Source organism: Luteimonas sp. J29 (genome assembly GCF_000472505.1).
Classification (GTDB): domain Bacteria; phylum Pseudomonadota; class Gammaproteobacteria; order Xanthomonadales; family Xanthomonadaceae; genus Luteimonas.
This window is the reverse complement of the sequence record NZ_AWZR01000004.1, coordinates 167,743-181,264: the sequence shown is the minus strand read 5'-3', so window position 1 is coordinate 181,264 and position 13,522 is coordinate 167,743. Positions and strand designations below refer to the sequence as shown.

13 protein-coding genes are annotated in these 13,522 nt (G+C 73.8%); all 13 read left to right on the top strand.

Annotated elements, in window-relative coordinates:
• Positions 1-2: 2 nt before the first annotated feature.
• The 13 genes from flgK (at position 3) to fliF (ending at position 13,508) form a co-directional block, all read left to right on the top strand.
• On the top strand, positions 3-1,883 hold the full coding sequence (gene flgK / locus LUTJ29_RS0107835; protein WP_027072037.1) for a flagellar hook-associated protein FlgK: 1,881 nt from the start codon (positions 3-5) through the stop codon (positions 1,881-1,883).
• A 9-nt stretch (positions 1,884-1,892) separates the two neighbouring features.
• Positions 1,893-3,095: a flagellar hook-associated protein FlgL gene (gene flgL, locus LUTJ29_RS0107830; RefSeq protein ID WP_027072036.1), complete on the top strand. Its 1,203-nt coding sequence runs from the start codon at positions 1,893-1,895 to the stop codon at positions 3,093-3,095.
• 156 nt (positions 3,096-3,251) lie between these two features.
• Positions 3,252-4,421, top strand: coding sequence for a flagellin (locus tag LUTJ29_RS0107825; protein ID WP_027072035.1), 1,170 nt, complete (start codon positions 3,252-3,254; stop codon positions 4,419-4,421).
• Between the two features lie 175 nt (positions 4,422-4,596).
• Entirely contained in the window at positions 4,597-5,943 is a 1,347-nt protein-coding gene (fliD, locus tag LUTJ29_RS0107820) for a flagellar filament capping protein FliD (protein WP_027072034.1), read from the top strand.
• Positions 5,940-6,338, top strand: coding sequence for a flagellar export chaperone FliS (fliS, locus tag LUTJ29_RS0107815; protein ID WP_027072212.1), 399 nt, complete (start codon positions 5,940-5,942; stop codon positions 6,336-6,338). The genes fliD and fliS overlap by 4 nt, the downstream gene beginning before the upstream one ends.
• Complete coding sequence (locus LUTJ29_RS16700; protein WP_043740840.1) at positions 6,335-6,616, top strand: hypothetical protein; 282 nt, start codon at positions 6,335-6,337, stop codon at positions 6,614-6,616. Before fliS ends, LUTJ29_RS16700 begins: the two co-directional genes overlap by 4 nt.
• The gene (locus tag LUTJ29_RS0107810) at positions 6,613-7,167 is read left to right on the top strand and encodes a PilZ domain-containing protein (RefSeq protein ID WP_232221173.1); all 555 of its coding nucleotides are present in this window, start codon (positions 6,613-6,615) and stop codon (positions 7,165-7,167) included. The genes LUTJ29_RS16700 and LUTJ29_RS0107810 overlap by 4 nt, the downstream gene beginning before the upstream one ends.
• 88 nt (positions 7,168-7,255) lie before the next feature.
• On the top strand, positions 7,256-7,888 hold the full coding sequence (locus LUTJ29_RS0107805) for a response regulator transcription factor (RefSeq protein ID WP_027072032.1): 633 nt from the start codon (positions 7,256-7,258) through the stop codon (positions 7,886-7,888).
• A 199-nt stretch (positions 7,889-8,087) separates the two neighbouring features.
• Positions 8,088-9,476, top strand: a complete 1,389-nt coding sequence (gene rpoN / locus LUTJ29_RS0107800) for an RNA polymerase factor sigma-54 (protein WP_027072031.1) — start codon at positions 8,088-8,090, stop codon at positions 9,474-9,476.
• Positions 9,476-9,880, top strand: a complete 405-nt coding sequence (locus LUTJ29_RS16695) for a response regulator transcription factor (protein WP_051322827.1) — start codon at positions 9,476-9,478, stop codon at positions 9,878-9,880. The genes rpoN and LUTJ29_RS16695 overlap by 1 nt, the downstream gene beginning before the upstream one ends.
• Positions 9,877-11,364 (top strand): sigma-54 dependent transcriptional regulator, encoded by a 1,488-nt coding sequence (locus LUTJ29_RS16690; RefSeq protein WP_051322826.1) that lies wholly within the window; start codon positions 9,877-9,879, stop codon positions 11,362-11,364. Before LUTJ29_RS16695 ends, LUTJ29_RS16690 begins: the two co-directional genes overlap by 4 nt.
• A gap of 60 nt (positions 11,365-11,424) precedes the next feature.
• Positions 11,425-11,775 (top strand): flagellar hook-basal body complex protein FliE, encoded by a 351-nt coding sequence (gene fliE, locus LUTJ29_RS0107785; protein WP_027072030.1) that lies wholly within the window; start codon positions 11,425-11,427, stop codon positions 11,773-11,775.
• Between the two features lie 62 nt (positions 11,776-11,837).
• Positions 11,838-13,508, top strand: a complete 1,671-nt coding sequence (fliF, locus tag LUTJ29_RS0107780) for a flagellar basal-body MS-ring/collar protein FliF (protein ID WP_027072029.1) — start codon at positions 11,838-11,840, stop codon at positions 13,506-13,508.
• Positions 13,509-13,522: the final 14 nt, after the last annotated feature.

Below are 13,522 nucleotides of genomic sequence, written 5' to 3'. Positions count from 1 at the left end.
CCATGACCGGGATGCTCGGCACCGGAACCTCCGCCCTGCTCGCCTTCCAGCGCGCGCTCGGCACCGTCAGCCACAACGTGGCCAACGCCTCGACCCCCGGCTACAGCCGGCAGCGCGTGGACCTGTCCTCGCGGCCGGCCCAGGTCGAAGGCGGGCACTGGGTCGGCCAGGGCGTCAACGCGGCCTCGCTGCAGCGCCTGGCCGACGGCCTGGTGTTCGCGCGCCAGATCGACAGCAGCGGCGAACTCGGCCGGCTGCGCCAGCTGTCCTCGCTGTCGGACCGCGTCGATGCCCTGTTCTCGGATCCGGCCACCGGCCTGTCCGGGCACTGGTCGGAATTCTTCAACGCGGCCGATGCGCTCGCCGCCGAGCCCGGCTCGGGCATCGCCCGCAGCCAGCTGCTGACCAGCGCCGAGCAGCTGGCCGCGCGCTGGCGCACGCTCGACGGCCAGCTGTCGGCGCTCGACCAGGAGGCCGGGCAGCGGCTGCACAGCGCGGTGGCCGACGCCAACCGCCTCGCCACCGAGATCGCCGACCTCAACCGCACCATCCACCAGGCCGGCGGCAAGGTCGCGCCCGACCTGCTCGACGCGCGCGAACTGCGCATCACCCAGCTGGCCGCGCTCACCGGTGCCACGACCGTCGAACAGGACGGGATGCTCAACGTGTTCACCTCCGGCGGCCAGCCGCTGGTGGTCGGCACCCGGGCGATGCAACTCGCCACCGCCCCCGACCCGATGCAGGCCGGCCGCGTGCAGCTCTCGCTCCAGACCCCGGGCGGCGACGTGCGCCTGCCGTCCGCGACCGTCTCGGGCGAACTGGGCGGCCTGCTCGAGTTCCGCGAACGCGTGCTCGACCCGGCCCGGGCCGAACTCGGCCGCATGGCCACCGCGTTCGCCACCGCCTTCAACGACGTCCACCGCTCCGGCGTGGACTACACCGGCGCGCCGGGCGGAGACTTCTTCAGCCTCGCGCCGCCGCGCGTGGACCCGCATGCCGGCAACGGCGGCAACGCCGGCATCAGCGCGCGCATCGACGACGTCGGCGCGCTCACCGGCCACGACCTGGTGCTGCGCTTCGACGGCGCGTGGACGGCGGTGCGCGCCGACACCGGCGAGGCCGTGCCGATGACCGGCAGCGGCACCGCGGCCGATCCGTTCCGGGTCGCCGGCGTCGCCTTCGAGGTCACCGGCACGCCGGCGCCCGGCGACCGCTTCGCGCTGCGCCCGACCGCCGGCGCCGCCGCCAGCCTGCGGGTCGCGGTCTCCGATCCTTCCGCGATCGCCGCCGCCGCGCCGCTGCAGGCGGCCGCCGACCCGTCCAACCTCGGCGACGCGCGCGCGGCCGGCGCCATGGTCACCGACCCGGCCGCGTTCGCGGGCTTCGCCGGCGCCACGATCGAGTTCATCGACGCCGGCCAGTACACGATCGACGGCAACGGCCCGTTCGCGCACGTGGCCGGCAGCCCGATCGGCGACGCCGCGGCGGGCTGGAGCCTGTCGCTGGAGGGCACGCCCGCGGCGGGCGACCGCTTCACGCTCTCGCCCACGCCGCCGCGCTCCACCGGCAACGGCAACGCGCTGGCGCTGGGCGCGCTCGACCGGCGCGACCTGCTCGACGGCGGCACCCGCTCGCTCACCGATGGCCTGACCGGGCTCACCGCGCGCGCCGGCGCCGACGCGCGCCACGCCCGGCTGAGCTTCGAGGCCCAGGGCGCGATCGACGCGCAGGTCTACGCCGAACGCGAATCGGTGAGCGGCGTGAACCTGGAGGAAGAGGCGGCCGACCTGCTGCGCTACCAGCAGGCCTACCAGGCCGCGGCGCAGATCATCGCCACCGCCGACACGATGTTCCAGACCCTGATGGCCGCCGTGCGGCGCTGAGGAACGACCATGACCGTACTGCGCATGTCCACCGCCGCGCTCCACCAGCAGGGCCTGCAGGGCCTGATGCAGCAGCAGCAGCGCCTGGCGCGCGTGCAGCAGGAACTGGTCGGCGGCGTGAAGCTGCTGCGCGGCGCCGACGATCCGTCCGGCATGGCCCGCGTGCAGCAGATGGACCACCTGCTCGCCTCGCTGCAGCAGCAGGACCGGAACGCCACCCTGGTCGAACACCGGCTGCGCAGCCAGGAGAACGCGCTGGCCGACGTCGGCACCCAGCTCGACCGCGCGCGCCAGCTCGCGGTGCAGGCCAACAGCCCGACCCTGTCGGACACCGACCGCGCGTCGATCGCGGCCGAGCTGCGCGCGGTGCGCGCCGAGCTGCTGGCGATCGCCAACCGCGACGACGGCAACGGCCGGCGCCTGTTCGCCGGCACCCGCGACGGCGTGATCCCGTTCGCCGACAACGGCGGCGTGGTGAGCTACGCCGGCGACGACGGCCGCAACAGCCTCGAGGTCTCGCCCGACCACTGGGTGGTCGACGGCGAGCCGGGCAGCGAGGTGTTCCTGCGCGTGCGCACCGGCGACGGCATCGTCCGCGGCAGCGCCGCGGCCGGCAACACCGGCACCGGCGTGCTGCAGTCCAGCGGCGTGGTCGACCACGCGGCGTGGACCGGGCAGTCGCTGCGGGTCGAATTCACCGCCGCCGACGCCTGGCGCGTGCTCGACGGCGACGGCAACGAACTGGCCACCGGCAGCTACGCCGACGGCGCCACCATCACCGCCGGCGGCATGCAGCTCACGATCAGCGGCACGCCCGCCGCCGGCGACAGCTTCAGCGTCGAACCGGCGCCGGTGCGCGACGTGTTCGCCACCCTGCAGGGCCTGGTGGACGCGCTCGAGGCGCCGGCCGCCGACCCGGCCGCGCGCGCCTGGCGCAGCAACCGGATCGGCGCGGCGCTGGGCGACCTGGCCACCGCGCAGGACCACATGCTGTCGCTGCGCGCGAACACCGGTTCGCGCCTGGCCGCGCTCGACAACGCCGCCGACGCGCGCAGCGCCACCGACCTGACCCTGCAGGAGTCGCTGTCGGAACTGCGCGACGTCGACGTGGCCGAGGCCAGCACCCGCCTGGCGCTGCACCTGGCCGCGATCGAGGCCGCGCAGAAGACCATGCTGCGGGTCCAGGGCCTGTCCCTGTTCGACCGCATGTAGCGATTTTTCGCGATCGGGTGTCCCCGGGGCCTAAAGCTTGACAGGACGGCGCCGATACCCATCCCAGCAGCGGCGAGGACCGACCCGGTCAGCACCCTGCGAAGTACCGGCGCAGCCTCTCGTCGCCGCCGGACCCAACCTCCCAGGAGAACCACGATGTCCACTGTCATCAACACCAACGTGATGTCGCTCAATGCGCAGCGGAACCTGACCGCGTCCGGCGCCGACCTCGCCACCAGCCTGCAGCGCCTGTCCTCGGGCATGCGCATCAACAGCGCCAAGGACGACGCCGCCGGCCTCGCGATCTCGCAGCGCTTCACCACCCAGATCCGCGGCCTCGACCAGGCGGCCCGCAACGCCAACGACGGCATCTCGCTGGCCCAGACCGCCGAAGGCGCGCTGGCCGAGATCGGCAACAACCTGCAGCGCATCCGCGAGCTGGCGGTGCAGTCGCGCAACGCCACCAACTCGGCGTCCGACCGCGAGGCCCTGGACGCCGAAGTCCAGCAGCTGAAGGCGGAGATCCAGCGCGTCGCCGAGACCACCAACTTCAACGACGTCAAGCTGCTCGACGGCTCGTTCCAGGCCCAGAGCTTCCAGGTCGGCGCCAATCAGGGCGAGACCATCGACATCGCCGCGATCGTCAACGCCAACATCGACGCGCTGGGCACCTGGACCTCGGTGGGCACCACCAGCTACGCCCAGACCCTGACCGCCTTCGCCGGCACCGACCCGACGGCGGCCGCCTCGGTCGAGGTCAACGGCGTGGCGATCAGCGTCACCGCCAGCGGCGGCCGCGACGCCGCGGGCTTCCTGGCGGACCTGAAGACCGCGTTCGACACCGCGAAGGCCAACCCCGCCAACACCGCGCTGGCCAACGTGGAGATGAGCGCCGCCGGCGTGCTGAGCACGACCGACGCCGACATCACCCTGGCCAACCTGACCAACCTGACCGGTCCGGCGGCGGGCACCACGCAGAGCACCGAGACCCAGGTCCCCGGCTCGGGCCAGACCGGCTTCGCCACCCTGGACATCAAGACCGTCGATGGCGCCGACAACATGATCCTGGCCATGGACGCCGCGCTGAAGGACATCAACACCGCGCGCGCCAACATGGGTGCGGTGCAGAACCGCTTCACCTCGGTGATCGCCAACCTGTCGACCTCGATCGAGAACCTGTCGGCGGCGCGCAGCCGGATCCAGGACGCGGACTTCGCCAAGGAATCGGCGCAGCTCTCGCGCAACCAGATCCTGCAGCAGGCCGGCACCGCGATGCTGGCCCAGGCCAACCAGGCCACGCAGAACGTGCTCCAGCTGCTGCGCTGATGCACATTGGCCGCAGGGCGTCGCTCCGGGCGCGCCCTGCGGTCCTTCTCCGGCCTGACCGCAAGACCCGGGATCTCCGTTCCGCCGCAGCCAACGTGCACCGCCTGCCTGCCGCCGCGCAGCCAGGACGCCGCCCGCGGGCCACGGCGCCACCACGCCAGGGGCAGCACGCGCCATGACCACCATCGGAAACGTTGGCAAGCTCGACGTCATGACCATGGTCGCGCAACTGGTCGCGGCCGACCGCGCCCAGCCCGAGGCGCGCATCGCCGGCAAGGAACGCGAGGTCAATGCCCAGATCTCGGCCATCGGCACGCTGCGCAGCGCGTTCTCCGCGCTCGGCACCGCCATCAAGGGCCTGTCCTCGGGCGAGAATCTCTCCGCGCGCAAGGCCACCGTGCCTGCCGACGCGAACTTTTCCGCCAGCGCCGGCAGCGGCGCGGCGACCGGCCGCTACCAGATCGAGGTGATCGCGCTCGCCAGCGCGCACAAGCTCGGTTCGGCCGCCCACGCCGCCGATGCCGCGATCGGCACCGGCACCCTGACCATCACCACCGGCGACACCACCCTCGAGGTGGTGATCGACGAATCCAACAACACCCTCGCCGGCATCCGCGACGCGGTCAACGCCGCGGCCGGCGGCAAGGGCGTGAGCGCCACGATCGTCACCGGCGACGACGGCGCGCACCTGGTCTTCAACGCCCTGGGCACCGGCAGCGCCGGCGCGCTGCGCATCGCCGCCAGCGGCGGCGACGGCGGCCTGTCCGCCTTCGCTTTCGACCCGGACGTCCCGGGCGGCCTGGCCGAACTGGCGGCGGCCTCCGACGCCCGGGTCAAGGTCGACGGCATCGAGCGCAGCAGCCCGTCCAACACCGTCGCCGACCTGATCGACAAGGTCTCGATCACGCTCACCAAGGCCGAACCGGGCACCGTGCGCGAACTGCGCGTCGAGGGCGACACCGGCGCCCAGCGCAGCGCGGTCAAGGCCTTCGTCAGCGCCTACAACGCGGCGCTGGGCGCGCTGGGCCAGGTGTCCTCGTACAACGCGGCGAACAAGACCGCGGCCGCGCTCAACGGCGACGCCATGGTGCGCAACACCACCCGCGACCTGCGCAACATCCTCGGCGACGGCGTGATGGACCTCAAGGCGCTCGGCATCGCGATCGCCAAGGACGGCACGCTCAGCCTCGACGAGGCCGCGTTCGACAAGGGCCTGGCCGACGACCCCGGCGCCGCGGCGCGGCTGTTCGGCGCCGACGGCATGGCCGGGCGCCTCGACGCCGTGGTGCAACGCCTGGTCGATCCCGACGAGGGCCTGCTGGCCGGGCGCACCGCCAACCTCAACGCGCGGACCAAGGCCCTGGCGGCCCAGCGCAGCCAGCTCGACTTCCGCATGAGCCAGGCCGAGGCGCGCTACCGCGCCCAGTTCACCGCCCTCGACGTGCTGCTGACCTCGCTCCAGACCAGCAGCGACTACCTCAGCCAGCAGATCGCCGCCCTCAACAACAACAAGACGACCTGACCATGAACGCGCGCGCCCTTGCCAACCAGTACCGCCAGACCGCGGTGACCAGCGCCGCGCTGGACGCCAGCCCGCACCAGCTGATCGCGCTGATGCTGGCCGGTGCGCGCGACCGCGCCCGCCTCGCCGCGGCCTGCCTCGAACGCGGGGACCTGCCGCGCAAGGCGCAGGCCATCAGCGATGCCAGCGCGATCATCGGCGGCCTCAACGGCGCGCTCAACATGGAAGCCGGCGGCGAGATCGCCGACGGCCTGGCCGCGCTGTACGACTACGCCCAGCGCCGCCTGGTGCTGGCCAACGCGCAGAACGACCCCGCGCCGCTGCGCGAGGTGGACGACCTGCTGGGCGAGATCGAATCGGCGTGGCTGGCGATCGCGCCGACGGAGGCCGCATGATCCCGGCCCTGCCCGCCGACCAGGTGCGCGCCGCGATCGCGGCCGACGACTGGGAGCTGGCCGGCGCCCTGCTGCGCGAGCACGACGCGGCCGTGGCCGCGGCCTGCGCCGCGCCGGACTTCGTCCATGCCCCGCGCGAGGCGCTCGAGGCGCTGCTCGACGCCCAGCGCGCGCTGGCCGACGAGATCCGCGCCGCGCGCGACGAAGCCCTGCGCCTGCTCGAGAAGCTCGGCCAGGACCAGCGCGGCGCGCGCGCCTGGCAGAAGGCGCTGGCGTGACCCCGGCCGAGGCCGACGCCCTGCTGTTCGGCGACAGCCTCGCCTGCGAGGTGCTGCGCCCGGCGGCGGTGCTGCCGCGCCCGCGCCATCCCGATCCCGCGCTCGCCGCCAGCGGCGAGGCGCTGCTGCGCGCGCTGGCGGTGCTCGAGGACGGCCAGCGCCCCGAGGAACCCGACGGCGACGACCACGCGCTGGCGCGGGTCGAGGCCAAGCTCGACCTGCTCACCACCCTGGTCGCCAGCCTGGTGCGCCAGCACGACGGCGACCCGGTCCGGCCGCTGACCTGGTCGGCGCGCGGCGCCTGCCTGGAACTGCCCGATCCGCCCGCCGGCGGCGTCGGGCTGTTGCGCGTGCGCCCGGCCGACTGGCTGCCGTCGAGCCTGGTGCTGCCGGCGACCGAGATCGCGCGCGAGGCGGGGGCGCAAGGCGTGCGCTGCTGGCTGCGCTTCGATCCCATGCCGCCGGGCCTGGAGTCCGCGCTCGAACGCCACCTGTTCCGCATCCATCGCCGCGCGGTCGCGGAGAGCCGGCGCCAGAAGCAGGAAATCTGAGATCCCGATCACGTATCCTTGGGCCGCCATGCGCCGGCCGCGCGACGCGGCTTATCGTGGCGGCAAGGAAACACAGGGGGTCGAGTTGCTGCGAGTACTGATCTGCGACGACCACACGCTGGTCCGGGCCGGGCTGCGCCGCCTGCTCGAGTCGTTCGCGGACATCGAGGTGGTGGCCGAGGCCGCCAGCGCCGACGAGGTGGTGATCCGCGCCCGCGAGGCGCTGCCGCACGTCATCCTGCTCGACCTGTCGATGCCCGGCCGCAGCGGCTTCGACGCGCTGGCCGAACTGCGCCGCACCTGCCCCGAATCCGCGGTGGTCATCATGTCGATGCACGACGACGCGCTGCACGTGCGCGAGGCGCTGGCGCGCGGGGCGATGGGCTTCGTGGTCAAGGAGGCGGCGCCGGCCGAGCTCGAGATCGCCCTGCGCGCGGCCGCCGCCGGCCGCCCCTACCTGAGCCCGCACGTTTCGGCACCGCAATTGCAGGCGCTGCGCAACGGAACCCGCGGGGAGGCCAACGTCGACGCGCTGCCGCGCCGCCAGCGCGAGATCCTCGACGCGCTCGGCGCCGGCCGCACCACCAAGCAGATCGCCGCCGACCTGGGCATCAGCGTCAAGACCGTGGAAACCCACCGCGCGCGGATGATGGAAACGCTCGGCTGCCGCAATGCCGGCGAGCTGCTGCGCATCGCCCTGCGCCTGCACGACCGCCCCTGAGCGGCTGACGCAAAGCGTCACCTCGCGTCACCTCCGAACCCCTTGCGTCGGAAACACGACGCGATGTCGGGGAATCCCCGACATCGGGCCGGGATTTGCCTGATCCGGACCCGGGTTTGCCCTGATTCGGGTTCCGTCACGCCCTCGTCACGATGGCATCCGTTCGCCGACCGGGGGAGTCGGCACGGAGGCAAGGAAGATGAAGGCCAACCTGCGCATCGGCATCACCCAGGGGGTCAACCTGACGCCGCAGCTGCTGCAGTCGATCCGGCTGCTGCAGCTCACCGCCCCGCAGCTGGAACAGGAGCTGCGCCAGGCGCTCGAGCGCAATCCCCTGCTCGAACGGGAAGAGGTCGAGGACGAGGACGCGGACGAGGCCACGCCCGAGGCGGCGGCGGTCGAGGTCGCGGCCTGGGACGAACTGCCCGACCCGGCCTTCCTGTCGGGCGGCGGCACGGGCGGCGGCGACGAGGACGCGAGCCTGCGGATCCCCGACGGCGAGTCCAGCGATCCGCGCCTGCGCCTGCTGCGCCTGTTGTCGCTGCACTGGGACGCCGCCGACCTGGAAGTCGCGGCCTGGTGGCTGGACCACTGCGACGACCGCGGCTACCTCGAGCAGCCGCTCGACGAACTCCTGGCCGCGGCCCGCGCCGCGTTCCCGCACCGCGCCGGCGATGTCGGCGTGCTGCGCACCCGCCTGCTGCACGGGGACTGGCCGGGCATGGCCGCCGCCGACGCCCGCGAATGCCTGTCGGCGCAGCTGCGCGCCCTGCCCGAGGACGATGCCCGGGCCCTGGCCGCGCGCATCCTCGACCGCCACCTCGACCTGCTCGCCGGCCACGACCTGGACGCGATCGCCGCCGCCACCGGCGCCGACCTCGAGGCGGTGCGCCGGGCGGTGTCGCTGGTCCTGTCGCTGCGCCCGCACCCGGTGCAGGCCCCGGTGGCGGCCGAGGACGAGCACATCGTCCCGGACGTCGTCGCCTGGCGCGCCAACGGCGCCTGGCGGGTGGCCCTGTCCGGCCGCGCCGCCCCGCGCATCCGCATCGCCCCGCACTGCGAACGCGCCCTGGCCGGCAGCGACCACCAGGTGATGCGCGGCCTGCTCGACGAGGCGCGCTGGCTGGTGCGCGGCGTCAACATGCGCAACGAAACCCTGCTGCGCACCGCCCAGGTGCTGGTCGAGCGCCAGCAGGGCTTCCTCGACCAGGGCCCGGAGGCGATCCTGCCGCTGACCCTGCGCGAGGTCGCCGACGCGATCGGCGTGCACGAGTCCACCGTCTCGCGCATCGTCAGCGGCAAGTACATCCAGACCCCGCGCGGCACCTTCGAGCTCAAGCGCCTGTTCGCGGTGCGGCTCGAGGGCGCGGAGGTCAGCGGCGCCGCGGTGCGGGCGATGGTCAAGCGCCTGATCGAGGCCGAGCCGGCCAACGCCCCGCTCGCCGACGACGTCATCGCCGGCCTGCTGGCGCGCCAGGGCATCCGCATCGCCCGGCGCACCGTGGCCAAGTATCGTGACCAGCTGTCGATCGGCCCGGCCCGCGCGCGCCACCGTGCCGCGCCCCAGGCCCGCCAGGAGTACGTGTGATGCGCCAGATTTCCGTGCTGCTGGTCGACGACCATGCCGGCTTCATCTCCGCGGCCATGCGCCACCTGCGCCGCCTGCCCTGGCTGACCGTGGCCGGGACCGCGGCCAACGGCGTCGAGGCCGTGGCCCAGTGCGAAGTCCTGCGCCCGGACGCGGTGCTGATGGACCTGGCCATGCCCGAGATGGGCGGCCTGCAGGCCACCCGCCTGATCAAGGCCCAGGACAACCCCCCCTACGTCGTCATCGCCAGCCACTTCGACGACGGCGAGCACCGCGAGCACGCCATGCGCGCCGGCGCCGACGCCTTCGTCAGCAAGCTGGCCTACATCCACGAAGTACTGCCCCTGCTCGAGGCCCTGGCCGCGCGCGGGGGCGAAGGCAACGAACCGGAGGCCTCGTCATGAGCGAGTCGCGCATCCTGGTCATCGACCACGACGACGCCCGCGCCGAGCGCGTGGCCACCCTGCTCGATTTCATGGACTTCAACCCGCGCATCGTCGACGACGCCGCGGACATCGACCTGGCCCGGGCCCGCGCCAGCGACTGGGTCGCGGTGGTGGTCGGCGACGTCGGCGACGGCAAGTCGTGGGAGGCGTTCGCCGGATGGCTGGCCACCCAGGCCCTGCATCCGCCGGTGCTGGAGCTGCCCGGCCACGCCGCGGACGCGCCCTGGCGCGCGCGCCTGCACCCGCAGGCGGTGTGGCCGCTGGCCTACCCGATCCGCCGCGCCCAGCTGCAGGAGGCGCTGCGCCGCGCCAGCCTCAAGCGCATCGACGACGACGCCCGCCGCGAGGTGCACTCGTCCGGGCCCACCGGCCGCAGCGCCGCGGTGCTGCAGCTCAACCGCATGATCGACCAGGTCGCCCCGCACGACACCACGGTGCTGCTGCTGGGCGAGTCGGGCACCGGCAAGGAGGTGGCGGCGCGCGCCCTGCACGACCGCTCGGCGCGCCGCGACAAGCCGTTCGTGGCCGTGAACTGCGGCGCGATCCCGCCGGACCTGCTCGAGAGCGAGCTGTTCGGCCACGAGAAGGGCGCCTTCACCGGCGCGCTGACCCAGCGCAAGGGCCGTTTCGAGATGGCCGAAGGCGGGACCCTGCTGCTCGACGAGATCGGCGACATGAGCATGCCGATGCAGGTCAAGCTGCTGCGCGTGCTGCAGGAGCGCTGCTTCGAGCGCGTGGGCGGCACCACCACCATCAAGTGCAACGTGCGCGTGATCGCGGCGACCCACCGCAACCTCGAGCAGCGCATCGCCAGCGGCGACTTCCGCGAGGACCTGTTCTACCGCCTGAACGTGTTCCCGATCGAAATGCCGGCGCTGCGCGATCGCACCGAGGACCTGCCCGACCTGGTCGCCGCGATCACCCGCCAGCTGGCCGAGTCCGGCCGCGGCCAGGTCTCGCTGGCCTCCGACGCGATCAACGCGCTGCGCCACTACCAGTGGCCGGGCAACGTGCGCGAGCTGAGCAACCTGCTCGAGCGCCTGGCCGTGCTGCACCCGGGCGGGACCGTGCGCGCGGCCGACCTGCCGGCGCGCTACCGCGCCGCCGCGGCCGCCGCCGGCGACCTGTTCGACCCGGCGCCGGAACCGGCGATCCCCGAGTCGCCGGTCCGCGCCGCCGCCCCGGTCGCGGACCCGACCGGCCTGTCGGCGCTCACCACGCTGCCGCCGCAGGGCATCGACCTGCGCGGGCACATGGCCGGGATCGAACTGGGGCTGCTGCGCGCGGCACTGGAGCAGGCCGGCGGCGTGGTCGCCCACGCCGCGCCGCTGCTGGGCCTGCGCCGCACCACCCTGGTCGAGAAGCTGCGCAAGTACGGCCTCGACCGCGAGCAGGTCGCCGGCAACGAGCCGGCCGGGGAGCGGCGCGCGGCGGCTTTCTGACGGCGGCCCCGTGGCACGGGACTTGCCTGACCCCCTGCAGCAACGAACGGCAGCCCGGCCATGAGCACCGACGCCATCTCCTCGATCCTGTCCCAGATCCGCGCGCACGAGATGCGCACGGGCGCCCTCCGGGCCGACGCCGCGCCGTCGAACGCGATCGACGTCGGCGGCGCCGGCCAGGCCAGGGCGCCCGGCTTCGCCCAGGCCCTGTCGAACGCGATCGGCAAGGTCAACGAGACCCAGGCCAACGCCAGCGCGCTGCAGCAGGCGTTCGAACTGGGCGACCCGCGCGCCGACCTGGCGCGGGTGATGGTCGCGATGCAGCAGTCCCAGGTCGCGTTCCGGGCCACGGTCGAGGTGCGCAACCGCCTCGTCCAGGCCTACCAGGACGTGATGAACATGCCGATCTGACCCGGCGCCGACGCGCCCACGCCCTTCCCTGACACCCACCGCCCACCGAGCCCGCCACCACCATGAGCGTGATCGCACTCCCCAAGGCCGCCGAGAACCTGCGCGAACTCGGCCGCCTGCAGGACATCCCGCTGGTCCGCCAGCTCGGCCTGCTGGCCCTGGTCGCGGTGACCATCGCGCTGGGCCTGTGGCTGTTCTCCTGGACCCAGAAGCCGGACTACGTGCCGGTGCACGCCGGCCTCGACGCCAAGTCGACCGCCGAGGCCTCGGAGCTGCTGCGCAACGCGCGCATCCCGTTCAGGCTCGACCCGGCCACCGGCGCGCTCGCGGTGCCGGTCGACCAGGCCGGCGAGGCGCGCATGGCCCTGGCCTCGGTCGGCCTGCCGGCCAGCACCACCGGCGGCTTCGAGACGATCAACGGCGACCAGGGCTTCGGCACCAGCCAGTTCATCGAGAGCGCGCGCTACCAGCACGCGATGGAGGTCGAGCTGGCCCGCACCATCGCCAACCTGCGCCCGGTGCGCGAGGCGCGGGTGCACCTGGCCATGCCCAAGCCGTCCGCCTTCACCCGCCAGCGCGAGCCGGCCAGCGCCTCGGTGGTGCTGCAGCTGCGCGCCGGCAGCACCCTCGAGCAGGGCCAGGTCAGCGCGATCGTGCACCTGGTGGCCTCCAGCATCCCCGGCCTGCCGGCCGAGAACGTCACCGTGGTCGACCAGTTCGGCCGCATGCTGTCCAACACCGACCCGCAGAGCGACGACGCGGTGGGCGCGCGCCAGTTCGAGCAGCAGCGGCGCCAGGAAGCGGTGTACGTGCAGCGCATCCAGGAGCTGCTCGAGCCGATGACCGGCCCGGGCCGGGTCAGCGCCACGGTCAGCGTGGACATGGACTTCGCCCAGACCGAGGAAGCCAGCGAGCGCTACGGGCCGCAGCCGGCCATCGTGCGCAGCGAGCAGATCTCCGAGTCGGGCATCCTCGGCGCCGAACCGGTCGCGCGCGGCGTGCCCGGCAGCGCCAGCAACACCCCGGAGGCCGCGGAGGCCGCGGCGGCGGCCGCCGCCGAGCCCGCGCCGGCCACCGCGGCCGCCAGCGGCCCGGGCAGCCGCAGCGCGGTGCGCAACTACGAGATCGACCGCACCCTGACCCATACCCGCCAGGCCCCGGGCCGGATCCGCCGGGTCACCGCCGCGGTGCTGGTGGACCACGTCCCCGGCGCCCCGGGCGCCGCCGGCGACGCCGCCGCGCCCGCGAAGGGCCGGCCGCTGACCGAGGCCGAGCTGGCCCGGATCGAGACCCTGGTGCAGCAGGCGATCGGCTTCGACGCCACGCGCGGCGACGTGGTCTCGGTGGTCAATGCGCCGTTCGCGCGCGACACCGGCGAGGCGCCCGACGACTCGATCCCGTTCTGGGAGCACCCACGCGCACGCGAGTTCGGCCGCATCATCTTCGGCGGGCTGGCGGTGCTGGTGCTGATCCTCACCGTGCTGCGCCCGGCCTCGCGCCAGCTGCTCGGCGCGCGCACCCCGACCGCGACCGTGATCCCCGCCGGCGAACTCCAGGACGACGCGACCGTCAGCCTGTCGGCCCCGGCCCAGGCGCACGCCGCCGCGGCCGGCGAACTGCCGGCGGCGACGATGACCTTCGACGACAAGCTCGAAATCGCCCGCACCGCGGTCAGCACCGACCCGCGGCGGGTGGCCCAGGTGGTCCGCGACATGGTGGCGTCCGATGGCTGATTCTTCGCTCGAAC

Coding starts and splice junctions, on each gene's coding strand:
- rpoN (WP_027072031.1), top strand. CDS start 8,088: ATGAAGGCCAACCTGCGCATCGGCATCACCCAGGGGGTCAACCTGACG.
- fliF (WP_027072029.1), top strand. CDS start 11,838: ATGAGCGTGATCGCACTCCCCAAGGCCGCCGAGAACCTGCGCGAACTC.
- LUTJ29_RS0107825 (WP_027072035.1), top strand. CDS start 3,252: ATGTCCACTGTCATCAACACCAACGTGATGTCGCTCAATGCGCAGCGG.
- LUTJ29_RS16695 (WP_051322827.1), top strand. CDS start 9,476: ATGCGCCAGATTTCCGTGCTGCTGGTCGACGACCATGCCGGCTTCATC.
- fliE (WP_027072030.1), top strand. CDS start 11,425: ATGAGCACCGACGCCATCTCCTCGATCCTGTCCCAGATCCGCGCGCAC.
- LUTJ29_RS16690 (WP_051322826.1), top strand. CDS start 9,877: ATGAGCGAGTCGCGCATCCTGGTCATCGACCACGACGACGCCCGCGCC.
- flgL (WP_027072036.1), top strand. CDS start 1,893: ATGACCGTACTGCGCATGTCCACCGCCGCGCTCCACCAGCAGGGCCTG.
- flgK (WP_027072037.1), top strand. CDS start 3: ATGACCGGGATGCTCGGCACCGGAACCTCCGCCCTGCTCGCCTTCCAG.
- fliD (WP_027072034.1), top strand. CDS start 4,597: ATGACCACCATCGGAAACGTTGGCAAGCTCGACGTCATGACCATGGTC.
- LUTJ29_RS16700 (WP_043740840.1), top strand. CDS start 6,335: ATGATCCCGGCCCTGCCCGCCGACCAGGTGCGCGCCGCGATCGCGGCC.